This window comes from Kitasatospora sp. NPDC053308 (assembly GCF_055585785.1).
Genome location: NZ_JBVJJY010000001.1, coordinates 593,630 through 619,585 on the forward strand (window position 1 = coordinate 593,630; position 25,956 = coordinate 619,585).

Here is a 25,956-nt window from a genome sequence, read left to right on the forward strand (position 1 = left end):
CCGAGCGGCGACGCCCTCGTGACGCCGTGTCCGTGCCGACGCCTTCGCGCCGACGCCTTCGTGTCGATGTCCCCGTGCCGATGTCTTCGTGTCGACGCCTACGTGTCGACGCCTACGTGTCGCCGCGTTCGTGTCGACGCCTACGTGACGCCGTCTTCGTGTCGACGTCTTCGTGAGGACGGAACGGCTGTGCCCCGGACGGTGTCCACCGTCCGGGGCGCAGCCGCTGCCTCAGTCCGTTCAGCCGTTGGTGCCGGCCTGGTCCGACGGGGGCAGCTGGGCCTGGATCTGGCTCATCACCGAGCTGTCGGCGAGGGTGGTGGTGTCGCCGACCTCGCGGCCCTCGGCGATGTCGCGCAGCAGGCGGCGCATGATCTTGCCGGAGCGGGTCTTGGGGAGCTCGCCGACGACCTTGATCTGCTTGGGCTTGGCGATCGGGCCCAGGGTGCGGCCGACGTGGGCGCGCAGTTCCTCGACCAGTTCCGGGCTGTCGGTGGCGCCGCCGCGCAGGATGACGAAGGCGACGATGGCCTGGCCGGTGGTGGCGTCGGTGGCGCCGACCACGGCGGACTCGGCCACCGAGGGGTGGCCGACCAGCGCCGACTCGACCTCGGTGGTGGAGATGTTGTGGCCGGAGACGAGCATGACGTCGTCGACCCGGCCGAGCAGCCAGATGTCGCCGTCCTCGTCCTTCTTCGCGCCGTCACCGGCGAAGTAGCGGCCCTCGAAGCGGGACCAGTAGGTGTCGATGTAGCGCTGGTCGTCGCCCCAGATGGTACGGAGCATGGAGGGCCAGGGCTCGGTGAGGACGAGGTAGCCGCCGGAGCCGTCGGGGACCTCGGTGCCGTTGTCGTCGACGACCGTGGCGGCGATGCCGGGCAGGGCGCGCTGGGCGGAGCCGGGCTTGGTCTCGGTGACGCCGGGCAGCGGGCTGATCATCATGGCGCCGGTCTCGGTCTGCCACCAGGTGTCCACGATCGGGGCCTTGCCGGCGCCGATGTGCTCGCGGTACCAGACCCAGGCCTCGGGGTTGATCGGCTCCCCGACGCTGCCCAGCACCCGGAGGCTGGACAGGTCGAACTTGGCGGGGATGTCGTCGCCCCACTTCATAAAGGTGCGGATCGCGGTGGGCGCGGTGTAGAGGATGGTCACCCCGTACTTCTGGACGATCTCCCAGAACCGGCCCTGGTGCGGGGTGTCGGGGGTGCCCTCGTAGATGACCTGGGTGGCGCCGTTGGCCAGCGGCCCGTACACGATGTACGAGTGGCCGGTGACCCAGCCGATGTCGGCGGTGCACCAGTACACGTCGGTCTCGGGCTTGAGGTCGAAGACGGCGTGGTGGGTGTAGGCGGCCTGGGTCAGGTAGCCGCCGGAGGTGTGCAGGATGCCCTTGGGCTTCCCGGTGGTGCCGGAGGTGTAGAGGATGAAGAGCGGGTGCTCGGCGTCGTGCGCCTCGGGGGTGTGTTCCGCGGACTGGCGGGCGGTGATCTCGTGCCACCAGACGTCGCGGCCCTCGGTCCAGGGGATGTCCTGGCCGGTCCGGCGGATGACCAGGACGTGCTCGACGCCGTCGGCCTTGGTGAGGGCCTCGTCGATGGCGGGCTTGAGGGCGGAGGGCTTGCCGCGACGGTAGCCGCCGTCGGCGGTGATGACGAGCTTGGCCCGGGCGTCCTGGATGCGGGAGGCGACGGCGTCGGCGGAGAAGCCGCCGAAGACGACGGAGTGGGTGGCGCCGATGCGGGCGCAGGCCAGCATCGCGACGACGGACTCGGCGATCATCGGCAGGTAGACGGCGACGCGGTCGCCCTTGCGGATGCCGAGTTCCAGCAGGGCGTTGGCGGCGCGGGAGACCTCGTCCTTGAGCTGGGCGTAGGTCAGGGAGCGGCTGTCGCCGGGCTCGCCCTCGAAGTGGATGGCGACGCGGTCGCCCAGGCCGTTCTCGACGTGGCGGTCGACGCAGTTGTAGGCCACGTTGAGCTTGCCGTCGGCGAACCACTTGGCGAAGGGCGGGTTGGACCAGTCGAGCGTCTCGGTGGGCTCGACGGTCCAGCTCAGGCGGCGGGCCTGCTCGGCCCAGAAGCCCAGACGGTCCTCGGAGGCCTGCGCGTACGCGGCCGCCGTGACGTTGGCGGCTGCGGCCAGCTCTGCCGGCGGGGCGAAGCGCCGCTCCTCCTTGAGCAGGTTGGCCAGGCTCTCGTTGCTCAACACGCACTCCTCATCGAGTCATGATCGGGGACGATCCCGTGCGTGGGGATTGTCCCGTGTGTCCCAGCGCACAGCTCACCAGGCGAACGGGTCACTTGACAAGAGGCTTCCGGTAATTGGTGTAGACCTTTGACCGGGAATCGGACAACTGCCCGTACGGTCCGCCGCGCGGGAGCGGAGGACCGTACGGGCCGGTGGGTCCGTTGCCCGGCCCGCCCGGCGGGGACACGGACCCGGCTCTCAGGCGGCCAGTCGGGCGCCCTCCTCGTCGCCGGCCGCGACCCGACCGTCCGTTGTCACCCGTTCGGCCGATGCCCGCTCGTGCTGCCCCCCGGCGCGGGCCTCGACCGGGCTGAACGTGCCGGCGGCGCGGTCCAGGACGTAGGCCTGGGCGGTCGCGAAGTCGAAGTACATCCCGACCAGCCGCAGGGTGCCCTCTTCGACCCGGCGCTCCACCGCCGGGTTCGCCATCAGCTGGTCCAACTGCTGGACCACGTTGGTGATGCAGAGCTGCTCCACGGGATCCGCCACCGGCCGGGTGGTGAACTCGGCCGGCACCCGGCGGAGCCGGTCCAGCGAGCCGCGGCCGTTGCGCAGCCAGCGGGCCAGCGGAGTGGGCGGCCCGGGGAGCTCGTGCACGCCGTCCAGCAGGGCCTTCATCGCACCGCAGCCGGAGTGGCCGCAGACCGTGATCGAGCGCACCTCCAGCACCTCGACCGCGTACTGCACGGCGGCTGCCACCGAGTCGTCGGCCGCGCCGGGTTCGAAGGGGGCCGGCACCAGGTTGCCCACGTTGCGGACGGTGAAGAGGTCGCCCGGGCCGCTGTTGGTGATCATGCTGGTGACCATCCGCGAGTCCGCGCAGGTCAGGAAGAGCTGCGAGGGCGTCTGCCCCTCCCGGGCCAGCCGGGCGAGTTCGGGCCTGATCAGCGGAGCGGTGTGCAGCTGGAACATCTGGACCCCGTCCAGCAGCCGACCGTGCGGGTCCTCCTGCTGGTCGATGCAGTGGTGGCCGACCCAGGGCGTCCAGGCCCGGCAGCGGTGCGGCCCGGGTGAACTGCCCGCGCGCACCGTGCCGTCGGGATCGAGTACCTCGTCGTCCTGGCGCCGCGTCACCATCGAGACCCGGCCGCCGGTGTCCTGGTGCCCGGTGCGCCAGCTGTGCAGGGTCTCGTAGGCGGCGTGGTCCAGGAAGGAGCCGTCGTGCACCACGGTGACGTCCGCCCCGGCGGGGACGCCGGCCAGCGCCCGGCTGAGCCGGGGGACGGCGGTGAAGGTCAGCGGGCCGTGCGTCTGGACGGTGACCGAGCCGTCGGGCCCGGTCTCCACGTCCACGTGGGCGCGGGTCAGCCGGTAGAGCGCGAGCAGGACGGCGGTGCCGGCCCCGATCGCGACGCCCCACAGCACACCGGCCGCCACCACGGCGACCACGGTGGTGAGGTAGACCGGGAACTCCCGGTGCCGGTGCACGTTGCGGATGTACGCGAAGCTCATCATCTGCAGCCCGACCACCAGCACCAGCGCGGCGAGCGCGGCCAGCGGGATCCGGCGCAGTCCGCCGGTCAGCACCAGCGCGGCGGCCAGCACCCAGACGCCGTGCAGCACCGAGGCCCACCTGGTCCGCGCGCCGGCCTGCACGTTGGCGGTGCTGCGCACCGCGCCGCCGGCGATCGGCAGTCCGCCGATCAGGCCGCTCACCAGGTTGGCGAGGCCCTGGCCGCGCAGCTCCCGGTCGAGGTCCCCGGTGCGGCGGGACATCCGGTCGATCGCGACGGCGGACAGCAGCGACTCCACGCTGGCGACGGCGGTGACGGTGAGGACGGCGGCGACCAGTTCGAGTACCGGACCGTGCGGCAGGGCGGGCGCGAAGGAGTGCGGCTGCCAGGCCGGCAGCTCGATGTGGGCGAGCCGCAGGCCCAGGGCGAGGGCCAGCCCGGTGGCCAGGGCGACGGCCGCCAGTGGGCCCGGCACCTTGGCCAGCCGGGCACCCAACCGGCCCGCGGGGCCCGGGAGTCGGCCGAGCCGGGGCCAGCCGAGCAGGACGGCCACGGTGACCGCTCCGACCAGCAGCGCGGGCGGGTGCGGGCCGGCCAACTGCCCCGGCAGGGCCAGGAGGTTGGCGATCGCGGAGCTCTGCGGCGAGCCGCCGAGCACGACGTGCAGCTGGGCGATGGCGATGGTGAGGCCGACCCCGGCCAGCATGCCGTGCACGATCGCGGGCGAGACGGCGAGCGCCGTCCGGGCCACCCGGCGCACGCCGAGCAGCAGTTGGAGCAGTCCGGCGGCGAGCGTGACGGCACAGGTGGCCTGCCAGCCGTACCGGGCGATCAGCCCGGCGGTGATCACGGTCAGCGCTGCTGAGGGACCGCTGACCATGAGCGCGGTGCCGCCGGACAGCCCGACCACGATGCCGCCGACGGCCGCGGCGGCCAGGCCCGCGGTGAGCGGGGCGCCGGTGGCCAGCGCGATGCCGAGGGAGAACGGCACGGCGATCAGGAACACCACGAGCGAGGCGGAGAGGTCCTGAGCCCAGCGGATCCGGGCGCCGGGGCCCGGCGGTGCGTGGTCGGTGGTGTCGGAGGCGATGGGTGCACTGGAGATGTCGAGGGTCATTGTCTTCCCGTCTGTCCGGGGGAACGAACGCAGTCAGGTCCGGCGGTGAGTCCGGGGTGGGGCTCCGGGCGGATCGGCTGTCGTGGGTCGCGACGGTGTGGCGGGATGGCGTGGGCGCGGCGGGGAGTGCGGGTGTCACCGGCCGGCGTTGACCATCAGGCCCGCCGGTGGGCCGGGCGAGGTGCGGGACGTCTCGCCGAGGACCGTCGGGTCGGACCATCAAGACTCGGTAAACCGAGGGTAATGAAAGCTTTGCACAGCGTCGTCGCGAGAGGGAAGCGGAAAACCCCTGGTTCACTCCAATGGGTGGTGTTCGAATCGGCGGGAATCTGCTGGTGGCGGGGCTGGGACGTCCGAACGCGCCGGGTTCGGCGAACGGGCGGGCACGACGAACGGGCCGCGGCCTCCCCGGGGTCGGGGCGGCCGCGGCCCGTTCGGGCGCGGTGGCGCGGGCGTCAGGCGCGGGCGCCCGCGGTGGCCGTCCGCTCGCCGCCGTCCGCGAACTCACCCAGGACGAAGCCGTCGTCCACCTGGGTCGCCAGGTCGACACCGACCTTGGCGTTCGCCCAACTCTCCGCGTTGCGGCGGTGGAAGAGCGCGGCCTGCTCGCTGTACCGGCGCGCGTCGCGCCGCCCGTACGCCGCTCCGGCCTCCGTCCGCAGCAGTTCCAGCACGGCCCGGTTGGCGGGCTCCAGGGTTTTCAGCGGCGGTTCGGCGCCCTGCTCCAGACGGCGCACCCAGTCCGACTGCCCGAAGGTGGTGAGCAGGTCGTCCCCGACCTCCCGGCGCAGGAACGCCAGGTCGTCCGGGCCCTGCACCTTGTTGCCGACCACCCGCAGCTGCACGCCGAAGTCCCGGGCGTAGTCCCGGTACTGGCGGTAGACCGAGACGCCCTTGCGGGTCGGCTCGGCGACCAGGAAGGTCAGGTCGAAGCGGGTGAACAGGCCGGAGGCGAAGGAGTCCGATCCCGCGGTCATGTCGGTGACCAGGTACTCGTCGGGGCCGTCCACCAGGTGGTTGAGCAGCAGCTCCACCGCGCCGACCTTGGAGTGGTAGCAGGCCACCCCGAGGTCCTCCTCGGTGTACGCGCCGGTCGCCAGCAGTCGGACGGAGCCCTCGTCCAGCGCGATCGGCCGGGCGCAGGCGGCGTAGACCGGGTTCTCCTCGACGATCCGCAGCAGCCGCGAACCCCGGCCGGGCGGCGTGGTCTTGATCATCTCCTCGGCCGAGCGGATCAGCGGGTTGTCGCCGCGCAGGTACTCCTTGATCTCCGGCAGGTGCGCCCCGAGCGACGGCAGCTGCGCTGCCTGGGCGTCCGTCAGTCCGAGCGCCGGGCCGAGGTGCTGGTTGATGTCGGCGTCCACGGCGATGACCGGCCGGCCCGCGGCGGCCAGGTGGCGGATGAACAGTGCGGACAGCGTGGTCTTCCCGCTGCCGCCCTTGCCGACGAAGGCGATCTTCATCTGGGGACTCCGGCTCTCGCTCAGGCCCTCGCTCCGGGGCCGCCTTCAGGGGTGGCGCACGACGTGGGCCAACCCTAGTTGGAAATAGTTATCGTCTCCGATAGTGGCCATGCTAGCCGGGGTTTGGGTCCCGTCGGGGGAGGGAAATGAGGATTGCCTCGAACGGGTGATGCGGGGTTGCTGTTCCGGGTGGGGCTGCCCGTTCATTACTCTCGGGTAGGTGAGCACTGGAACAGATCCCCTCGCCCCGCTGGCCCAGCTCCCCGGGGTGCCCGACGCGGTGGCCGAGGTGCGCAAGGCCGTCGACCGGCTCTACGGCCACCGGGTGATGCGCCGCCGCGCGGCCGAGGTCACCTCCGAGTCGGCCCTGCGGGGCGCCCGCGCCTCGGCGGCCCTGGCCGGGGCCGACTGGCCGCTGGAGGAGGTCCGCCGCCGCACCGACTTCGGCGCCGACCCCGACGCCCGCACGGTCGGCGCTTCCCTGCGGATCGCCGCCGAGGCCGGCCAGCTGCTCAGCATCTGGCGGCACTCGCCGCTCCAGGTGCTGGCCCGGCTGCACCTGCTCGCGGTCGGCGACGGCGACCCGGCCGCCGGGCGCCCGCGCCGGGCGGGGGAGGGCGCCGAGGAGCTGTTCCCGCTGGACCTGGAGCCGGTGGAGAGCGTCCGGGTCGACCTCGCGGACGGGCCGCTGCCCGAGCTGCCGCCCGCCCCGGGCGCGGAGGAGGTCGCGGCCCGGCTCGACCAGCTCTCCCGGCTGCTCGTGGCGCGCGCGGAGGGCCAGGGCGTGGGCACGCCGGCCCTCGTGGTGGCGTCGGTGGTGCACGGCGAACTGCTCGCGCTGCGCCCGTTCGGCGCGTACAACGGCGTGATTGCGCGGGCCGCCCAGCGGATCGTGCTGATCGCGGAGGGCCTCGACCCGAAGGCGATCTGCCCGGCCGAGGTCGGCCTGGCGGAACTCGGCACCGCCACCTACCGCCGGGCCCTCGCGGGCTACCTGGCGGGCACGCCCGAGGGGATGGCGGCCTGGATCGCGCACTGCGGAGCGGCGCTGCGGCTCGGCGTGCGGGAGAGCACGGCGGTCTGCGAGGCGATGCAGCGCGGAATGGCCTGAGCCGGGGCCCCGGGCACGAAGATGCGGCGGCACCTGATCCTGCTGGGTGCCGCCGCTGGTACGGATACCGAGTGACCATGCATGCACCGGAAGTGCCGATCAGACGGGGATCCTGCCCGTTCGTCTGGTCCGGCGGCCCGACAGCGGGTCGGCTGCATGTGGGTGCTCGGATACCTGTACGCGCGGTCCGTGGGGCCTGAACTGCGTTGTCGGTTTGACCTCTTCGGTCCTGACCGGGTCTCGCGGGCCGTGCTTCATTTGTATCGCGTTTCGGCCGAAAGGGGAACCCGAAACAAGAAGTCTGTGCCGATTGCCCGATTTGGCCGGGAAGGGGCCGATGCGGGGCCTCAGACGAGCGGGCGCCGCCGACGGGCCAGGTACCAGATCACCCCGGCCGTCACGGCGGCCGCCGCGACCGCGACCGCGGTCAGCACCGAACCGCTCGGAGCGGAGAACTCCGGCAGCCGCCGCCGCAGTTCCACCGGCTTGTCGAAGACCAGCACCGGCCACTCCCGGGCCTGCGCCTCCTTGCGCAGCGCGCGGTCCGGGTTGACGGCCGACGGGTGGCCGACCGCCTCCAGCAGCGGCAGGTCGGTGGAGGAGTCGCTGTAGGCGTAGGAAGCGGTGAGGTCGTAGCCCTCGACCGCGGCCAACTCCCGGATGGCGGCGGCCTTGTTCTCGGCGTAGGCGTAGTACTCGATCTCGCCGGTGTAGCAGCCGTCCTCGACCTTCAACCGGGTGGCGATCACGTGGTCGGCGCCGAGCAGCGCCCCGATCGGCTCGACCACTTCGGAGCCGGAGCTGCTGACGATCACCACGTCCCGGCCGGCCGCGTGGTGCTGCTCGATCAGTGAGGCGGCCTCGTCGTAGATGATCGGGTCGATCAGGTTGTGCAGGGTCTCGGCGACGATCTCGCGGACCTGCTGGACGTTCCAACCCCGGGTGAGCGCGGAGAGGTACTCGCGCATCTTCTCCATCTGATCGTGGTCCGCGCCGCCGACCAGGAAGACGAACTGGGCGTACGCGCTGCGCAGTACGGCCCGACGGTTGATCAGACCGCCCTGGTAGAAGGGGCGGCTGAAGGCCAGCGCGCTCGATTTGGCGATGATGGTCTTGTCGAGGTCGAAGAAGGCCGCCGTGCGCGGCCCGCCCGACCGGGGGCGGACGGGCGCGGGGAGCTCTCCGGGCCCGGTGGTGCCGCCCTGGGACTCGTCGGCGTGGTCGTCGGCGTTCTCGGTGGTGTCCACGGGAACCGAGGATAGAGGGAGCCACAAAACACCCCGCCATTCGGTGTACTCGTGGGCGTGCGGGTTTGTGTTTCTGGCCGCTCGGGTACACCATGGAAGTCACGGATCGTTCGCGACCGTGCTAACCCGGTCCGGCTCCTCCCCCCCGAGTCGGGCTGTGGATAGACGACCCCCGCTCTCCCCCCCGGCGGGGGTCGTCGCACGTCCAGGGCCATTTTCAGGGCCTGGAAGCCCTCAGCGGCGCGATCGCCGCGAGTCCCGTCGACGGTGTACGGGGGGTGTCGGCACTCGGGTCCGTCGACCACCTTTCGTCACTCTGCGTCGTTGTCTGCTCATCACTGCTGCGGGGCGAACGGCTGGTTCCGATCGCCGGCGCGGGGCCGCCCGCAGGGGGGCCGGAGGACGGTCGGCAGGATCGGCGGGAGATCCGCCGATCACCGTGCGGCGGGCCTTCGGTTCATCCCGGCGACCCCTTTCGTCAATTCTTCGCCGAATAGCCCCCCGCCCGGGTGAACGTTTTCATCCACAGCCCACGAGTTATCCACAGGCAATCGGAACGTGGATGACGGAATCCGGATCTCCCCCCACCGTGATGGTCGGCGGCGGTCGCCGGACAGGGCCTCATCCCCCTTCCTCTCCGAGGCCTGTCGGGCGGCCGTCCGTCGGAACCGTCCGACGTGCGCCGCGACCGCCACCCGGCGGTCGCGGCGCGGAGGGGAGACCACCATGTCGACGCCGATCGCCGACCACGTCACCGCCGAGGGCCCCGCGGCCGGCGGGCCGCTCGTCGTCACCGAGGACGACGGCCTGGCCGAGCACCTGCTGCGGCTCTGCGCCGCGGCGGGCACCGAGCCGCGGCTGGTCCGGGGCGCGCCGCCGACGCGGGAGCTCTGGGAGGGCGCCCCGCTCGTCCTGGTCGGGGACGACCAGGCCGTCCGATGCGCCGAGTTGGGCCGGCGCGCCGGGGTGCTGCTGCTCGGGTTGGACCTGGACGACCCCGGTGTGTGGGCCAGGGCGGTGCGACTCGGCGCCGAGCACGTGCTGTTCCTGCCCGATGCCGAGGCCTGGCTGCTCGACCGGATCGCCGACGCGGCCGAGGGCGGCGGGCCGCCGGCGGTCACCGTCGCGGTGCTCGGCGGCCGGGGCGGGGCGGGTGCCTCGACGCTGGCCTGCGCCCTGGCGGTCACGTCCGCGCGATCGGGCCGCCGGACGATGCTCATCGACGGCGATCCGCTGGGCGGCGGTCTCGACGTCCTGCTCGGCGGCGAGATGGCCCGCGGGCTGCGCTGGCCCGACCTGGCCGGCTCACGCGGGCGGGTCAGCGGGGCCGAGCTGGCCCGGGCGCTCCCGGCGCTCAAGCGGCTCTCCGCGCTGGCGTGCCTGTCCTGGGACCGCGGCGACACCCTGACGGTGCCGCCGGAGGCCATGCGCAGTGTGCTGGCCGCCTCCCGGCGGCGCGGCGGGCTGGTGGTGGTGGACGTGCCCCGGCACCTCGACGCGGCGGCCGGACAGGCGCTGGAGCAGTCCGACCTGGCGCTGCTGGTGGTGCCGGCCGAACTGCGGGCGGTGGCCGCCGCCGACCGGGTCGCGGCGGCCGTCCGGATGCGGCTCGGCGACGTTCGGGCCGTGGTGCGGCCGGTCCGGCCCGGCGGGCTCCCGGCCCAGCGGATCGCCCGCGGGCTGCGGCTGCCGCTGGCGGGGGAGTTGGAGCCGGAGCCGGGCCTGGCCCAGGACGTCGAGAAGGGCGTCCCGCCCGGGACGAGGGAGGGCGGTCCCCTCGCGCGCTTCAGCGCGAGCTTCCTGAACGAGGTGCTGCCGCCGGTGCCGGCGGTCGGAGGAGGTGTCTACTGATGGTCCGTCTGCGCAGAACAGGGCTCCGCGGTGGCGAGTCCGGTCCGGGTGCCGGTGCGCGGGAGCACCGGCCGCTGCGGAGCGTGCCGCCGCCCGTCGAGCCGGCGGAGGCCGGGCACGGCCCCTGCCCGTACGGCCGGACGGCCCGCGAGCAGCGGTCCGCGGCCCTGGTGGACGCGGTGCGGCTGCGGCTGGCCGAGTCGGGCGCGGCCCCCACAGCGGGATCGGTCGCGGCCGCGCTGCGGGCCACCCGCCCGCCGCTCGGCGGGGACGAGGTCCTGGACACCGTGCGCTCGCTGCGCGCCGAACTGGTGGGTGCGGGCCCGCTGGACCGGCTGCTGTCGGCGCCCGACGTCACGGACGTCCTGGTGAACGGTCCGGACGAGGTGTGGGTCGACCGTGGCGGCGGCCTGCACCGGGCCACCGGAGTCCGGTTCGCCGACGCCGAGGCGGTGCGGCGGCTGGCCCACCGGCTGGCCACCGCCGCCGGGCGGCGGCTGGACGACGCCCGGCCCTGGGTGGACGCCCGACTGCCGGACGGCACCCGGCTGCACGCCGTGCTGCCCCCGATCGCGGCCGGCTGCACGCACATCTCGCTGCGGGTCTGCCGGCCCCGGCCGTTCACGCTCGACGAACTGGTCGCGGGCGGGGCGCTGCCACCGGAGGGCGCCGCGCTGCTGGCCGGCATCGTCCGGGCCCGGCTGTCGCTGCTCGTCTCGGGCGGGACGGGCTCGGGCAAGACCACGCTGCTCGCGGCGCTGCTCGGCCTGGTCGGGCCGCAGGAGCGGATCGTGGTCGCCGAGGACTCCGCCGAGCTGCGGCCCGCGCATCCGCATGTGGTCCGGCTGCAGAGCCGCCCGCCCAACCAGGAGGGGCTGGGCGAGCTGACCCTCCGGGACCTCGTGCGCCAGGCGTTGCGGATGCGCCCGGACCGGCTGGTGATCGGCGAGGTGCGCGGGGCCGAGGTGTCCGACCTGCTGGCCGCGCTGAACACCGGGCACGAAGGCGGCTGCGGCACCGTCCACGCCAACACGGCGGCGGACGTGCCGGTGCGGCTGGAAGCCCTGGGCTCCCTCGCCGGGCTTGACCGCCCGGCCCTGCACAGCCAACTGCGGGCTGCGCTGGAGGTCGTGGTGCACCTGGTCCGGGAGCCGGGCTCGGGGCGCCGCCGGGTGGCGGAGATCCACACGCTGGCCGGGGACCGCGACGGCCTCGCCGTGACCACCCCCGCGGTGGTCTTCCCGGCGGACGGTGGCTTCGTCCCCGGGGCGGGCTGGGAGCGGCTGGTCGGACTGCTGGCGGCGCGCGGGGTGGCGTTCGGCGACGGGGGCGAGCCCGGACCGGCGGGGCCGTCGTGAGGGCCGCGGTGCTGGTGGCGGCCGGGCTCGCGGGCGCGCAGGTGCGGGCGGTGGAACTCGCCTTCGTCCTGCTGCTCGGCGGGTGCGCCGCGGGCGCGCTGGCCCTGCTCGGCGGCCGGAGCGGAAGGAGTGATGACGGATGACGGCGGAGGTCGGCGGAATGACGCAAGGTCAGGTAACTCTCGGCTGGGCGGTGGTGCTGTGCCTGGCCGCCCTTGCCGGGTGGGGCGCGTTGCAAGGGCGGCTGCCGGGTGGGCGGCGTTCCGGATGGGTGCTCGCGGGCGGCGGGGCCGCCGCCCGACTGCCCGCCCCGGGGCCCGCAGTGCCGGGCCGGAGCCGGCTGCGGGAGGTCCTGGGGCCCGAACTCCTGGCCCTGCCGGTGGGGTTGGCCGCCGGGCAGGCCGCCGCCTCCCCGGTGCCGGTGCTCGCGGCCGCCCTGGCCGTCCTGCCGCTGCGCCGGTGGCGGTTGCGGCGCCGGCTGGCGGTGCGGGCCGGGCGGCGGGCCGCCGCCGTGGTGGAGCTCTGCGCCGGGCTGGCCGGGGAGTTGCGCGGCGGGGCGACGCCGGAGCAGGCGCTGCACCTGGTCACGACCCGGATCGCCGCCGATCCGGACGGGCGGCGCGGGCTCGGCGAGGAGCCGCTGGCTCGGCTGGCGGCGGGCCGTTACGGCGGGGACGTGCCCGCCGCGTTCCACCTGTTGGCCGAACTGCCGGGCGGCAGCGGGGCGGCGGCCATCGCGGCCTGCTGGCGCGTCGCCGCGGACAGCGGGGCGGGGCTGGCCGCCGCGCTGGACCGGGTCGCGGAGGCGCTGCGCGGGGAGCGCGCCCTGGCGGAGGAGATCGCCGGGGAACTGGCCGGGCCGCGGACGACCATCGCCGTCCTGGCCGCGCTGCCGGGTGCCGGACTGCTCCTCGGCGCGGCGCTGGGAGCCCACCCGGTGGGCGTCCTGCTGCACACGCCGGCCGGGCTGGGCTGTCTCGTGACCGGGGCCCTCCTGGAGGGGCTGGGCGTGCTCTGGACGGCGCGCATCGTCCGGTCGGCGGCCCGGGGTGCGCTGGAAGCCCCTCGGGGGCGCGTCGAGCCGCGTCGAGTTCCCGGTGGTCCGCCGAGCGCTCCGCGGGCGCGTGAACGGAACTGCGGGCTGTCGCGGATGCGGGCACTCGGTGCGGCGACGGGGGCCGGATGACGCGGGGCATCGCATGGGCGGTGGCGGGGCTCCCGGTCGTGGCGGCTGCCGCAGTGCGGACGCGTGTGCTGCTGCGCGGGCGGCTGCGGCGTCGACGGGCCCTCGCCGGGGCCCGGAGCGTACCGGAGGCTCCCCACAGGCGTGCGGCGCCGCCGGACCGGCGGGCCGAACACCGGCGGCGGGCGGCCTCGTCGGTCGTCGCGGGGCTCGCGGTGGCCCTGCTGCTGGGCGGCGGTCCCGGGGTGGTCGCCGGGGTGCTGGCGGCGGTGGGTGTCTATCGGTGGTCGGCCCGGGCGCGGTCGGCGGCGGACCGCCGGGCCGCCCTCGAGGAGGAGCTGCTGATCCGGCAACTCCCGCTGAGCGCGGAACTGTTGGCGGCCTGCCTCGGGTCGGCGGCGCTGCCCTCCGAGGCGGTGTCGGCGGTCGGCCGGAGCGTGGACGCGCCGATGGGGCCCCGGCTGGTGGCGATCGGGGCCGAACTGGCCCTCGGCGCACCGCCGGAGCTGTGCTGGAACCGACTGGGTGAGCGGCACCCCTCGCTGGCGCCGTTGGCGCGCTGCCTGGCGCGGACGAGCCTGAGCGGCACCCCGGCGGCCGGGCCGCTGGTCGCACTGGCCCAGGGCCGGCGGACGGCGGCCGCCCGAGCGGCCCACACCCGGGTCCGCCGGGCCGCGGTGCTCGCCACCGCGCCGCTCGGGCTCTGCTTCCTGCCGGCCTTCGTCCTGATCGGCGTCGTGCCGGTGGTCGTCGGCCTCGCCGGCGGCTTCGCCCGGGCGGTGTGACCGAGGGCGAACGAGATCGAGAACCCGGAGAACCTCGGGAACTCGCGGAACCCAGAGAACCCCAGGGAACCCCGAGAACCGAGAGAACCGAAAGAACCGAGAGACAGGAGAATTCCATGACTGCAGTGATCGCGATCAGGCCCGCCGACGGGCGCCCGCTCCGGCGGCTGCTCGGGGCGTGGCGGCGCAGGAGCCGCTGGGCGGCCTGCCGGGTGCGCGGGGCGGCCCGCGGGCGGGCCCGGTCGGACGCCGGGATGACCACGGCCGAGTACGCCGTCGGCACGCTGGGCGCCTGCGCCCTCGCGGCCGGGCTGTACAAGGTGGTGACCAGCGAGGCCATCACCGGTGCACTGACCGACATGCTCCAACGGGCGCTCCATGCGGCCTGATCGGGCGGGGTGCGCCAGCCGGGCGCGTTCGTGGCGGCCGAGGCGGCGCGGTGACGGCGGCTTCGTCACGGCGGAGACGGCGGTGGTCCTGCCCGCGCTCGTCCTGCTCGCGGCGATGCTGATCTGGGGCGTGCTGGCGGCGGCCGCGCAGATCCGCTGCGTGGACGCCGCCCGGGTCGGGGCCAGGGCGGCCGCCCGCGGGGACACGGACGCCGCCGAACTCGCCCGCGCGGCCGCCCCGGTGGGCGCGCGGGTCCGGGTGGAACCGGCCGCTGACACGGTGCGGGTGGACGTCGAGGCGCCCTGCGCGGCGCCCGGCAGGCTCGGCGGCCTCCTCGCGGTACGGGTCGGCGCCGCGGCCGTGGCGGCACGGGAGGACGTCCTGGTGGGAGCGACGGAGGGAGGCGGTGGGCGATGGCCCACCTGACCCGCCGGACCCTCCTGACCCGCCGGATCCTCCTGAGCCTCCGGGCGGGCGTGGCGGGGCTGCGGTCGGGAGCCGGGCGGATCGCCCGGGGCCGCACCGGACGGGCGGCGGCGGTCGGGCGGGGGCCGGACGCCGGGTCCGCGACGGTCTGGTTGCTCGCACTCGCGGTGCTGGGTACGGCGGTGTTCGCCGCGACGCTCGCGGTCGGCTCGGTGGTCGCCGCCCGCCACCGCGCCGAGTCCGCCGCCGACCTCGCGGCCCTCGCGGCGGCGGACCGGCTGTTGCTGGACCCGGACGGCGGCTGCGCCCGGGCCGCCGGGATCGCCGCCGCGCAGGGCGCCCGCCTGGTGTCCTGCGTGGCGGACCGCTCGGCGGACGCCGTCGAGGTGGTGGCCGAGGTGGGGGTCGCGGGGCTCCCGGTCAGGCTGCCGGTCGGCCCGGCGCGGGGGCGGGCGCGGGCCGGGCCGCTGCGGGCTCCGGTCACTGCCGCCGAGGACGGCCTCGACGGCGGCACGGGCGGCACGGGCGGCACGGGGGCGGCCTCATGAACCGCCCGGTGCCCCACCGCCGGTCGCCCCACCGGCCGGGCCCGCTCAGAGGTCCTCTGCCGGCCCGGTCTCCGCTGGCCCGGTCTCCGCCGCCTCGGTCTGCGGCGCCTCGGGCCCCGTCGCCCCGGCTCCCGGGGCGCCCGCCAGCAGGACGTCCAGGAGCCGGACGGCGGCCGCCTTGTCCAGCGGGTCGTTCCCGTTGCCGCACTTGGGTGACTGGACGCAGGAGGGGCAGCCGCGCTCGCACTCGCAGGAGGCGATCGCCGAGCGGGTGGCCGTGAGCCACTCGACCGCCCGCTGGAAGCCGCGCTCGGCGAAGCCGGCCCCGCCCGGATGGCCGTCGTAGACGAACACGGTCGGCAGTCCGGTGTCCGGGTGCAGCGGCACGGAGACGCCGCCGATGTCCCACCGGTCGCAGGTGGCGAACAGCGGCAGCAGGCCGATCGAGGCGTGCTCGGCGGCGTGGGCGGCGCCGGGCAGCTGGTCGGGCGGGATCTCCGCGTCCAGCAGCTGGTCCTCGGTGACGGTCCACCAGACCGCCCGGGTGCGCAGGGTGCGGGGCGGCAGGTCGAGCTTGGTCTCGCCCATGATCTCCCCGGTGGAGATCCGCTTCCGGAGGTAGCCGACCACCTGGTTGACCACCTCCACCGAGCCGAAGCTGAGCCGGCCCTCGCCCCAGTCGACGGTGGTGTCGGTGTCGAGGACGGAGATGGAGGTGATGTCGCGGGCGGCCGTGGTGTACGGCGGATCGGCCGGTTCGACCAGGGCGACCGAGTTCTCCAGGTCGAGCTCCCGGACCAGGTAGGTGCGGCCCTGGTGGAGGTGGACGGCCCCGGTGTGGACGGTCGTGTGCGAGGCAGCGGCGTCGACCGTGCCGAGCAGCCGCCCGGTGTCGGCCTCGACGATCTGGACCGGACTGCCGCCGCTGCCGCGCAGGTCCACGGCGTCCGCCGCCCGCTCGCGGCGGGTCCAGTACCAGCCGTCGCCGCGCCGGCGCAGCAGGCCGCGCCGTTCCAGGACCGGCAGTAGCGGGGCGGTGGAGGGCCCGAACAGCTCCAGGTCGGCTTCGGTGAGAGGGAGTTCCGCGGCGGCCGCGCACAGGTGCGGGGCGAGCACGTGCGGATTGTCGGGGTCGAGCACGGTGGCCTCGACGGGCGCCGCGAACAGCGCCTCCGGGTGGTGCACCAGGTAGGTGTCCAGCGGGTCGTCCCGGGCGATCAGGACGGCCAGTGCGCCCTGGGCCTCGCGGCCCGCCCGGCCCGCCTGCTGCCAGAGCGAGGCCCGGGTGCCCGGGTAACCGGCCATCAGGACGGCGTCGAGGCCGGAGATGTCGACGCCGAGTTCGAGGGCGGAGGTGGAGGCGAGGCCGAGCAGTCGGCCGGTGTGCAGGGCGCGTTCCAGCGCCCGGCGTTCGTCGGCCAGGTAGCCGCCGCGGTAGGCGGCCACCCGGTCGGCGAGCGGACGGCCGAGCTGGTCCTGGGTCTGCAGGGCGACGAGTTCGGCCGCGCGGCGGGAGCGGACGAAGACGACGGTGCGGGTCTTCCGCTCGACCAGGTCGGTGAGCAGGTGCGCCGCCTCGGCGGTGGCGGTGCGGCGGACGGGCGCGCCGTGCTCGCCGACGTTCTCGGTCAGCGGCGGCTCCCAGAGGCCGAAGACCATCGGGCCGCGCGGCGAGGCGTCCTCGGTGACGGCCACCGAGGGCAGGCCGGTGAGGCGCTCGGCGGTCGCGGCCGGATCGGCCGTGGTGGCGGAGGCCAGCAGGAAGGTGGGTGACGAGCCGTAACGGGCGCAGACCCGGCGCAGCCGGCGCAGCACCTGGGCGACGTGCGAGCCGAACACGCCCCGGTAGCTGTGGCACTCGTCGACGACCACGTAGCGCAAGGCCTTGAGGAAGGAGGACCAGCGGGCGTGGCCGGGCAGGATGCCCCGGTGCAGCATGTCGGGGTTGGTGAGCACGTAGGACGCGTACTGGCGGACCCACTCGCGTTCCTCGGGCGGGGTGTCGCCGTCGTACAGGGCGGTGCGGACCCTCGGCGGGGCGAGTTCGGCGGCCCGGCGGCGCTGGTCGGCGGCGAGGGCCTTGGTCGGCGCCAGGTAGAGCGCGGTGGCGCCGCGGCCGTTGCGGGCCTCGGTGCCGTCCAGCAGGTCGCTGAGCACCGGCGCCAGGTACCCCAGCGACTTGCCCGAGGCGGTGCCTGTGGCGATCACCACAGTCTGACCGCTTTTGGCCAGGTTCATCGCTTCTGCCTGGTGCGTCCAGGGCTGTTCCACCCCGACCTCGCGCGCGGCCGCGACGATCTCCGCACGGATCGATCCGGGCCACGGTGAATAACGCGCAGGTCGGGCGGGAAGGTGCTCCGTATGGGTGAGCCGGTCGGACCGCCCCCGAGCAGTGGTCAGAGTCGTGAGCAGTGCCTCGGGCGGGCTGTGTCGGGGCGGCATGAGGACCCAGTGTGTCACCGGCGTGACGGAGAATCGTCGTAAGCCATCGTGCGGGCATGGTCGCAGGTGGTTGAATGTGGCCGTGACGGCCGTACGGCCGTGGGTCGCAGCGCTGAGGCTTGCCACGCGTTGGCTGGGCGCGTCCGGGCTCGCGACCATGCGGTGGCGGCCGTCCGGCCGAGGATCGCACATGACGTAGCAAGGCAAGGTGCTGGAGGTTCCGTGGACCTGTCCCTGTCGACCCGTTCAGTCGGCGATCGCACGGTCGTCGAGGTTGGCGGCGAGATCGATGTGTACACCGCCCCGAAGCTGCGGGAGCAGCTGGTCGAGCTCGTCAACGACGGCAAGTACCACCTCGTCGTCGACATGGAAGGCGTCGACTTCCTCGACTCGACCGGCCTGGGTGTGCTGGTGGGCGGTCTGAAGCGGGTGCGCGCCCACGAGGGCTCGCTGCGCCTCGTCTGCAACCAGGAGCGCATCCTGAAGATCTTCCGCATCACCGGCCTGACCAAGGTCTTCCCGATTCACACCTCGGTGGACGACGCGGTCCAGGCGACCGACTGACGCGGCCGGGCCGGCCCCCGTGGCCGGCCCGCCCCGTTCTTCGCGTCCGGGGTGCCCGAGCCCGCGCGGCCCGGCGCGTCCCGGCCGCCTCTGGGCCGGTCCTCCGGCCCCGCAGGGGCCGTACGTCCGGCCCCGGTCGGAGCACCCCGAGGGGGAGAGATGGCAACCGTCGAACTTCGATTCAGCGCGCTTCCCGAGCACGTGCGGACGGCCCGGCTGGTCGCCGCGGCCGTCGCGAGACGGGCCGGGGTCGACGAGTCGGTGCTCGACGAGGTACGGCTCGCGGTCGGTGAGGCGTGCTCGCGCGCGGTCGGCCTGCACCAGCGGGGCGGCATCGGCGGCACGGTCCGGGTCGCGCTGACCGACCAGGAGAAGCGTTTCCTCATCGAGGTCGAGGACGAGGCCGGCCCTGCCGCCGTCCCGGCCTCGGGCGGCGCCGAGGGCGGCGAGCCGGAGGAGGACACCCTGGGACTCGCCGTGATCACCGGTCTGGTCGAGGACTTGGAGGTCACCGACGGTACGGGCGGCGGCCTGCTCCGGATGAGCTGGCCGCTTTCGGTCGCCTCCGTCGCGGTCTGAGGCCCCTGCCGGGTGATTCCGGGGCGGGCGGCAGGTCCGCCCTTCGAGCGCGCGTTGACAAACCGTTGAGCGTGGCGGTTCGCTGCTTCCGGCACGACCGGGTCCGATCGCTGATCGGATCCCGTCGCGGAAGAGGAAGTCCATGCGGATCCGCATTCTGTGGCCGGCCGGGCAGGCGACCGCCACGCTGACCGCCACCCCCACCGCCGAGGCGCTCTGGGCGGAGCTGCCGATCACGTCGTCGGCGAGCACCTGGGGCGAGGAGGTCTACTTCTGCACGCCCGTCAGTGTGCCGCGCGAGGACGGCGCCCGACAGGTCGTCGAGCCGGGCACGGTCGCCTTCTGGACCGACGGGGACAGCCTCGCGCTGCCGTACGGACCGACGCCGATCTCGCGTGACGGTGAGTGCCGGCTGGCCAGTCCGTGCAACATCCTGGGGGCGCTGGACGGGGACGCCGGGGTGCTGCGCACCGTCCGGCCAGGCGATCCGATCAGGGTCGAGCGGGCCTGAGCCGACGCCGCGACTTTGCCCGGGTCCCGGCTCCGGGCCGGTCCTGGATCCCGGCCGGCAGGCGTCGCGGGAGCCGGGCCCGGTCGGCGCCGGCGGCGGGATCCGGGAACCGAGGGGCGGACGGCCGCCGTGTAGGTTCGACGACCGATGACGACCGAACCGAAAGGCTCCTCCCGGTGAACAAGCGACTGCTGGCCGTACCCGCCCTCGGCGTGCTGCTGGCGTTCGGCGCCGTCGGCTGCGGCGGCGGCGGCGACGACAACAGCAAGCAGCTGGAGTCCTGGGCGTCGAGCGTCTGCGGCGCGGCCAAGGACCCGATCGCCCAGGCCCAGACCGCGCTGGCCGACACTGCCCAGGTGAAGACCGGCGAGACCCCGGCCGACCTGCAGAAGCGGCTCTCCACGGACATCGGACGGCTGGTCAAGACCAACCAGGACATCGCGACCGCCATCGACGCGGCCGGTGCGCCCAAGGTGCAGGACGGCGCGACCCTGCAGAAGGACACCGTCGACGAGCTGAAGAAGGCGGCCGACGGCTACCAGGAGGTCCAGAAGAAGCTGGACGCGCTGCCCACCACCGACCAGGCGAAGTTCGCCGACGCGCTGCGCAGCGTCGGGGACCAGCTGCAGCAGCTGTCCTCGCTCTCCACCCAGGCGCAGAGCAAGCTGCAGCGCGGCGACCTCGGCGCCGCGATGGCCAAGCAGGAGGGTTGCAAGCCCTCTCCGGCCTCCGCCCCGGCCGCCGCCCCGAGCGCGGGTGCGAGCACGGCCGCGACCCCCGCCCCGAGCGGCGCCCCGGCGCCCGCCGGCGCGACGGGTACGCCGGGTGCCCCCGCCACCACCCCCGCTCCCGGCGCGACCGACACCGCGAGCCCGGCCGCCGGTGCCACCACCCCGGCCGCTCCGGGCACCACCCCCGCCAGCCCGGCGCCCAGCACGAGCTGATCGGGGCCGACGCACCGCCGTAGGGCCGGTCCGACGATCCGCGCCGCCCCACCCCGACGCCGCGGGGTGGGGCGGCGTCGCGCGCCCGACGGGACGGGTCGGACAGGGTTGAGGGCCCGACGGCTCACCACCGGGCGCGCGGAGGCCCGGCGGGGCGTGCGGGCCGGTTCGGGCCCCGCCGGAGGCTCCTGGTCGGCGGGCCCGGCCGGAGGCGGGCGGTGGGGACCGGCGGGGGACAATGGCGGGGTGATCAGTAGCCCCGTTCTCGACCCGACCCGCCTCGCCAAGCTGCGCGAGGCGCTGCTCGCCGCCTCGTTCACCGCCGACGGGTGCCTGGACCTGCTCGGGCCCGCCGGATACTCGGCGCTGGCCCGCAGCGAGACGGTTCCGGCCCTGCGCGCGACGCGCGGCGGAAGCCCGCTGGAGACGCTGGTGCGGCTGTTCCTGCTGCAGCAGCCGGTGCCGTACCGGGCGGCCGCCGCCGCGCTGCCGGTGGAGGACTGCCTGGCGGACGGCTGGCTGCGCCCGGACGGGGACCTGGTGCGCGCCACCGTCGACGTCCGGCCGTACGCCAACGAGGTCGCCGGGATGCCCGGTTCGGACGCCTGGGTGGTCTCCGACCTGGGCTGCGCGGTGGGTGGCGCGGGCGGCATCGGCTCCGGCGAGACCGCGCACGGCGTGGACCGCAAGGACCTGGTGCTGGGCGTCGGCGGCGCCTCCACCACGCTCGCCAACATCACCGTGCGCCGGCCGGTCCGGGCCGCGCTGGACCTCGGCGCGGGCTCCGGCGTGCAGGCGCTGCACGCGGCCCGGCACGCGGGCACCGTCACCGCCACCGACCTCAACCCGCGCGCGCTGCGCTTCACCGAACTGACCCTGGCGCTGTCCGGTTTCGACCACACCGAGGTGCTCGCCGGCAGCCTCTTCGAGCCGGTCGGGGAGCGCCGGTTCGACCTGATCGTCTCCAACCCGCCGTTCGTCATCTCGCCGGCCGGCCGGTTCACCTACCGCGACGGCGGCATGGCCGGCGACGACCTGTGCCGCAGCCTGGTCCGTTCGGCCGCCGACCACCTGGAGCCCGGCGGCTACTGCCAGCTGCTCGCCAACTGGCAGCACGTCAAGGGCGAGGACTGGCGGGAACGGCTGGCGGGGTGGGTCGCCGGCACCGGCCTGGACGCCTGGGTCGTCCAGCGCGAGGTCCAGGACGTGGCCCAGTACGCCGAGTTGTGGCTGCGCGACGGCGGCGACCACCGCGGCCCCGGCGGCGACTACCAGGCCCGCTACGGCGAGTGGCTGGACGCCTTCGAGGCGGGCCGGGCCGAGGGCATCGGCATGGGGTGGATCACCCTGCGGGCGAGCGGCGCCGAGCGTCCGACCGTCCGGGTCGAGGAGTGGCCGCACCCGGTGGAGCAGCCGCTCGGCCCGCACATCGAGGCCTGGTTCGACCGGCAGGACTTCCTCCGCTCGCACGACGACGCGGGCCTGCTCGCGGCCCGCTACGTGCTGGCCGACGAGGTGGTCCAGGAGCAGGTCGGCGCGCCCGGCGCGGAGGACCCGGAGCACGTGGTCCTGCGTCACAACCGCGGCATGCGGCGGGCCACCACGGTGGACACGGTGGAGGCCGGCTTCGTCGGCGTCTGCGACGGGACGCTGGCGGCGGGCGAGATCGTGGACGCCATCGCGCAGCTGCTCGGTGAGGACCGGGTGGTGCTGCGGGACCGGGTGCCGGAGTCGCTGCGGCTGCTCACCGAGCAGGGGTTCATCGAGCCGGTCCGCTGACGCCCGGGGTGCCGGGCCCGCGGCACCGGCGCGCCGAGCGGCCCGGTCGGGCCCGGCCGGGCCCGGTTCACCCGGCCGTACCCCCTGGTTCGTCCGGCCGTCTCCGAACAGCTGCCCCCCGTTGGCCGTCCGCTGTGAGGCTCTGTCCACAGGCTGTGGACAGGGCTGGGGAGCCGGGGGGCAGGGGTGGACACGACGACGGCGACCGTGGGCGGGCTGGTGCTCGCCCTCTTCGGTGGCGTGCTGCTGCTCTGGTGCGCCGCCGAAGTGCGCCTTCGCCACCGGGTGCGCCGTCGCGGGGTCGCGGCCGTCGCCACGGTGGTCGCCGAGGACGACGCGCACGGTCAGCTGGACAGCGCGCCGCTGCTCTCCTTCTCGGTGCCTCCCTCGGTCGGCGGCGCCGGAGCGTGCGGGATCGCCGGGCCGGTCCTCGCCCGGCCGCGCGGGCACACCCCGCTGCGCCGTCCGGGCCGTTTCGCGCCCGGTGCGCCGGTGCGCGTCTGCTACGACCCGCGGCGCCCGGGCCGGGTGGTCCTGGCGGCCGGGGAGATCGCCCGGCCTGCGCTCGCGGACCTGCTGTGGAGCACCCTCGGGGTGGCCTGCCTGGCGGCGGGCGCCGGGCTGCTGGCCGCGGTCGTGCGCTGAGCGGTCGGTCCGCGCCCGGCCCCGGCCGCCACGGCGGGCTCCGGCGGGGCCCGTCGATTTTCCGTTGACAGATCTTGAAATCCGTCATTCCATCCTCCGGAACCTGCCGAAGGCCGCCCTCCACGGGGCGCGAACCTCCGTCATCGGGTTACCGTTCGAGTGGCGTCGGCGAGCCCGGCACGTGAAAACGCGGGATCCGTCCGTTTGACAAGGGTGGCCGGGGTACGGTCACACTCCGCTGGTGGGGTGTCGTGCAGCGGCGACCCCGGGACGGTGGAGGGGTCGGGCGGAGCGCGGCCCGTGCTGCCGCGCCGACCAGCCACATCAGGACCGGGAGAGAAGAGCGAAGGTGTCCCCGAGCAGCGAGACCGCGCACGGACAGCGACTCGTCATTGTCGAGTCGCCGGCCAAGGCGAAGACGATCAAGGGCTACCTGGGCCCCGGCTACATCGTCGAGGCGAGCGTCGGGCACATCCGCGACCTCCCGAGCACCGCGGCCGAGGTGCCGGACAAGTACACCGGCGAGGTGCGCCGCCTCGGGGTGGACGTCGACCACGACTTCGCGCCCATCTACGTGGTGAACGCGGACAAGAAGTCGCAGGTCAGCAAGTTGAAGTCGCTGCTCGCGGAGTCCGACGAGCTCTTCCTCGCCACCGATGAGGACCGCGAGGGCGAGGCCATCGCGTGGCACCTGCAGCAGGTGCTCAAGCCCAAGGTGCCGGTGCACCGGATGGTGTTCCACGAGATCACCAAGTCGGCGATCCAGGAGGCCGTGGCCAACCCGCGCGAGCTCAACCAGCGCCTGGTCGACGCCCAGGAGACCCGGCGCATCCTCGACCGCCTCTACGGCTTCGAGGTCTCGCCGGTGCTGTGGAAGAAGGTCATGCCGAAGCTGTCGGCGGGCCGCGTGCAGTCCGTCGCCACCCGGCTGGTGGTCGAGCGCGAGCGCGAGCGGATGGCCTTCCGCACCGCCTCGTACTGGGACCTGGTCGGCACCTTCGGCACCGGCCGCACCCCGGCCGACGCCGCCAACCCGGAGACCTTCGGCGCCCGCCTCGCCTCGGTCGACGGCAAGCGGATCGCCAGCGGCCGCGACTTCGGCTCCGACGGGCAGCTGAAGGCCGGCAGCACCAACACCCTGCACCTGGACGAGCAGGCCGCCCGGCAGCTGGCCGCCGCCCTGGAGCAGACCGCGTTCAGCGTCCGCAGCGTCGAGTCCAAGCCCTACCGCCGCTCGCCGTACGCGCCGTTCCGCACCACCACGCTCCAGCAGGAGGCCAGCCGCAAGCTGGGCTTCGGCGCCAAGCGGACCATGCAGGTGGCCCAGAAGCTGTACGAGAACGGCTTCATCACCTATATGCGCACCGACTCCACCACGCTGTCGGACACCGCGATCGCGGCCGCCCGCGCCCAGGTCACCCAGCTGTACGGCGCCGACTACCTGCCGGACGCCCCGCGCACCTACGCCAGCAAGGTCAAGAACGCGCAGGAGGCGCACGAGGCCGTCCGCCCCTCCGGCGACCGCTTCCGCACCCCCGCCGAGACCGGCCTGACCGGCGACGACTTCCGGCTGTACGAGCTGATCTGGATGCGCACCGTCGCCTCCCAGATGAAGGACGCCGTCGGCCAGTCCGTCACCGTCCGGGTCGGCGGCGCCTCCGCCGACGGCCGGGACGTCGAGTTCTCCGCCTCCGGCAAGATCATCACCTTCCACGGCTTCCTCAAGGCCTACGTCGAGGGCGCCGACGACCCGAATGCCGAGCTCGACGACCGCGAGCGCCGGCTGCCGCAGGTCGCCCAGGGCGACCCGCTGGCCGCCGAGCGGATCACCCCGGAGGGCCACGCCACCAAGCCGCCGGCCCGCTACACCGAGGCCTCGCTGGTCAAGGAGCTGGAGGACCGGGAGATCGGCCGCCCCTCCACCTACGCGTCGATCATCGACACGATCATCCAGCGCCGGTACGTGTTCAAGAAGGGCACGGCGCTCGTCCCGTCGTTCCTCTCCTTCGCCGTGGTCAACCTGCTGGAGAAGCACTTCGGCCGGCTGGTCGACTACGACTTCACCGCCAAGATGGAGGACGACCTCGACCGGATCGCCGCCGGCGAGGCGCAGTCCGTGCCGTGGCTGAAGCGCTTCTACTTCGGCGAGGGCGAGGGCGCGGCCGGTGCCGCCGCCGAGGCCGGCAACGGCGACGGCGACCACCTGGGAGGCCTGAAGGAACTGGTCACCGACCTCGGCGCGATCGACGCCCGGGAGATCAGCTCGTTCCGGATCAGCGACGACCTCACCCTGCGGGTCGGCCGCTACGGCCCGTACGTCGAGCGCGCCTCCGCCGTCGAGGGCGAGCCCGGCCGGCGCGCCGACGTCCCGGACGACCTGCCGCCGGACGAGCTCACCGTCGAGCTGGCCGAGGAACTGCTGGCCAAGCCCAGCGGCGACTTCGAGCTCGGCCCGGACCCGGTCACCGGCAACATGCTGGTCGCCAAGGACGGCCGCTACGGCCCCTACGTGACCGAGATCCTGCCCGAGGGCACGCCCAAGACCGGCAAGAACGCGGTCAAGCCGCGCACCGCCTCGCTGTTCAAGACGATGTCGCTGGACACCGTCACCCTGGAGGACGCGCTGCGGCTGCTCTCGCTGCCGCGCGTGGTCGGCACGGACCCCGAGGGCGCCGAGATCACCGCGCAGAACGGCCGCTACGGCCCGTACCTCAAGCGCGGCACCGACTCCCGCTCGCTCACCAGCGAGGACCAGCTCTTCACGATCACCCTCGACGAGGCGCTGGCGATCTACGCCCAGCCCAAGCAGCGCGGCCGGGCCGCCGCCGCCCCGCCGCTCAAGGAACTGGGCACCGACCCGGTCAGCGAGCGTCCGGTGGTGGTCAAGGACGGCCGCTTCGGGCCGTACGTGACCGACGGCGAGACCAACGCCACGCTCCGCAAGGACGACGACGTCGAGACCATCACGCCGGAGCGCGGCTACGAGCTGCTCGCCGAGAAGCGGGCGCGCGGGCCGGTGAAGAAGGCGGCGAAGAAGGCCCCGGCGAAGAAGACGGCGGCCAAGAAGGCGACGGCGACCAAGACGGCGGCGACCAAGACCGCGGCCGCGAAGAAGACCGCCGCCAAGAAGACCACCACCAAGACGGCGGCGGCGAAGAAGACGGCGGCCAAGAAGACGACCGCGAGCAAGACCGCGGTCACCGACGAGGGCTGATCCTGCGACGGCGCCGACGGGCCCGCACTCCCAAGGGGGAGTGCGGGCCCGCGGTTTTCCGGGGCGGCCGGGGTGAGAGCGGCAGTGCGTCCCGGGCC

21 protein-coding genes are annotated in these 25,956 nt (G+C 74.6%); 16 read left to right on the forward strand and 5 right to left on the reverse strand.

Annotated elements, in window-relative coordinates:
• Positions 1-240: 240 nt before the first annotated feature.
• From acs to ACZ6Y7_RS02750, 3 genes are all read right to left on the reverse strand, one after another.
• Positions 241-2,205, reverse strand: a complete 1,965-nt coding sequence (gene acs / locus ACZ6Y7_RS02740; RefSeq protein ID WP_465756047.1) for an acetate--CoA ligase — start codon at positions 2,203-2,205, stop codon at positions 241-243.
• A gap of 240 nt (positions 2,206-2,445) precedes the next feature.
• On the reverse strand, positions 2,446-4,818 hold the full coding sequence (locus ACZ6Y7_RS02745; protein WP_465756048.1) for a SulP family inorganic anion transporter: 2,373 nt from the start codon (positions 4,816-4,818) through the stop codon (positions 2,446-2,448).
• Between the two features lie 455 nt (positions 4,819-5,273).
• Positions 5,274-6,281 (reverse strand): ATP-binding protein, encoded by a 1,008-nt coding sequence (locus ACZ6Y7_RS02750; protein WP_465756049.1) that lies wholly within the window; start codon positions 6,279-6,281, stop codon positions 5,274-5,276.
• A 220-nt stretch (positions 6,282-6,501) separates the two neighbouring features.
• On the opposite strand from ACZ6Y7_RS02750, the gene ACZ6Y7_RS02755 reads away from it, so the two are divergent.
• On the forward strand, positions 6,502-7,392 hold the full coding sequence (locus ACZ6Y7_RS02755; RefSeq protein ID WP_465756050.1) for a Fic family protein: 891 nt from the start codon (positions 6,502-6,504) through the stop codon (positions 7,390-7,392).
• A 347-nt stretch (positions 7,393-7,739) separates the two neighbouring features.
• Here the strand turns inward: ACZ6Y7_RS02755 and ACZ6Y7_RS02760 are convergent, their stop codons facing one another.
• Positions 7,740-8,639, reverse strand: a complete 900-nt coding sequence (locus ACZ6Y7_RS02760; RefSeq protein WP_465756051.1) for an HAD family hydrolase — start codon at positions 8,637-8,639, stop codon at positions 7,740-7,742.
• A gap of 726 nt (positions 8,640-9,365) precedes the next feature.
• Here ACZ6Y7_RS02760 and ssd point away from each other — a divergent pair.
• From ssd to ACZ6Y7_RS02800, 8 genes are all read left to right on the forward strand, one after another.
• Entirely contained in the window at positions 9,366-10,490 is a 1,125-nt protein-coding gene (gene ssd, locus ACZ6Y7_RS02765; RefSeq protein WP_465756052.1) for a septum site-determining protein Ssd, read from the forward strand.
• Positions 10,490-11,848, forward strand: a complete 1,359-nt coding sequence (locus ACZ6Y7_RS02770; RefSeq protein WP_465756053.1) for a TadA family conjugal transfer-associated ATPase — start codon at positions 10,490-10,492, stop codon at positions 11,846-11,848. Before ssd ends, ACZ6Y7_RS02770 begins: the two co-directional genes overlap by 1 nt.
• Positions 11,845-11,991, forward strand: a complete 147-nt coding sequence (locus ACZ6Y7_RS02775) for a hypothetical protein (RefSeq protein ID WP_465756054.1) — start codon at positions 11,845-11,847, stop codon at positions 11,989-11,991. Before ACZ6Y7_RS02770 ends, ACZ6Y7_RS02775 begins: the two co-directional genes overlap by 4 nt.
• A 17-nt stretch (positions 11,992-12,008) precedes the next feature.
• The gene (locus ACZ6Y7_RS02780) at positions 12,009-13,034 is read left to right on the forward strand and encodes a type II secretion system F family protein (RefSeq protein WP_465756055.1); all 1,026 of its coding nucleotides are present in this window, start codon (positions 12,009-12,011) and stop codon (positions 13,032-13,034) included.
• A 212-nt stretch (positions 13,035-13,246) separates the two neighbouring features.
• On the forward strand, positions 13,247-13,816 hold the full coding sequence (locus tag ACZ6Y7_RS02785) for a type II secretion system F family protein (protein WP_465756056.1): 570 nt from the start codon (positions 13,247-13,249) through the stop codon (positions 13,814-13,816).
• A 116-nt stretch (positions 13,817-13,932) separates the two neighbouring features.
• A complete protein-coding gene (locus ACZ6Y7_RS02790; protein ID WP_465756057.1) occupies positions 13,933-14,205 on the forward strand; it encodes a DUF4244 domain-containing protein in 273 nt (90 codons plus the stop codon).
• On the forward strand, positions 14,195-14,632 hold the full coding sequence (locus ACZ6Y7_RS02795; protein WP_465756058.1) for a TadE family type IV pilus minor pilin: 438 nt from the start codon (positions 14,195-14,197) through the stop codon (positions 14,630-14,632). The genes ACZ6Y7_RS02790 and ACZ6Y7_RS02795 overlap by 11 nt, the downstream gene beginning before the upstream one ends.
• Positions 14,620-15,180 (forward strand): Rv3654c family TadE-like protein, encoded by a 561-nt coding sequence (locus tag ACZ6Y7_RS02800; protein ID WP_465756059.1) that lies wholly within the window; start codon positions 14,620-14,622, stop codon positions 15,178-15,180. Before ACZ6Y7_RS02795 ends, ACZ6Y7_RS02800 begins: the two co-directional genes overlap by 13 nt.
• 45 nt (positions 15,181-15,225) lie before the next feature.
• Here ACZ6Y7_RS02800 and ACZ6Y7_RS02805 read toward each other — a convergent pair whose 3' ends face one another.
• Positions 15,226-17,622 (reverse strand): DEAD/DEAH box helicase, encoded by a 2,397-nt coding sequence (locus ACZ6Y7_RS02805; protein ID WP_465756060.1) that lies wholly within the window; start codon positions 17,620-17,622, stop codon positions 15,226-15,228.
• A 222-nt stretch (positions 17,623-17,844) separates the two neighbouring features.
• Here ACZ6Y7_RS02805 and bldG point away from each other — a divergent pair, with 222 nt between their 5' ends.
• The 7 genes from bldG (at position 17,845) to topA (ending at position 25,858) form a co-directional block, all read left to right on the forward strand.
• The gene (gene bldG / locus ACZ6Y7_RS02810) at positions 17,845-18,186 is read left to right on the forward strand and encodes an anti-sigma factor antagonist BldG (RefSeq protein ID WP_316522720.1); all 342 of its coding nucleotides are present in this window, start codon (positions 17,845-17,847) and stop codon (positions 18,184-18,186) included.
• Between the two features lie 159 nt (positions 18,187-18,345).
• Positions 18,346-18,765 (forward strand): ATP-binding protein, encoded by a 420-nt coding sequence (locus ACZ6Y7_RS02815; protein WP_465756061.1) that lies wholly within the window; start codon positions 18,346-18,348, stop codon positions 18,763-18,765.
• 142 nt (positions 18,766-18,907) lie between these two features.
• Positions 18,908-19,276 (forward strand): cyclophilin-like fold protein, encoded by a 369-nt coding sequence (locus ACZ6Y7_RS02820; protein WP_465756062.1) that lies wholly within the window; start codon positions 18,908-18,910, stop codon positions 19,274-19,276.
• Between the two features lie 176 nt (positions 19,277-19,452).
• Complete coding sequence (locus ACZ6Y7_RS02825; protein ID WP_465756063.1) at positions 19,453-20,220, forward strand: small secreted protein; 768 nt, start codon at positions 19,453-19,455, stop codon at positions 20,218-20,220.
• A gap of 246 nt (positions 20,221-20,466) precedes the next feature.
• On the forward strand, positions 20,467-21,999 hold the full coding sequence (locus ACZ6Y7_RS02830; protein WP_465756064.1) for a DUF7059 domain-containing protein: 1,533 nt from the start codon (positions 20,467-20,469) through the stop codon (positions 21,997-21,999).
• 186 nt (positions 22,000-22,185) lie between these two features.
• Positions 22,186-22,644: a hypothetical protein gene (locus ACZ6Y7_RS02835; protein WP_465756065.1), complete on the forward strand. Its 459-nt coding sequence runs from the start codon at positions 22,186-22,188 to the stop codon at positions 22,642-22,644.
• Positions 22,645-22,993: 349 nt separating this feature from the next.
• Positions 22,994-25,858, forward strand: coding sequence for a type I DNA topoisomerase (gene topA / locus ACZ6Y7_RS02840; RefSeq protein ID WP_465756066.1), 2,865 nt, complete (start codon positions 22,994-22,996; stop codon positions 25,856-25,858).
• Positions 25,859-25,956 lie beyond the last annotated feature (98 nt).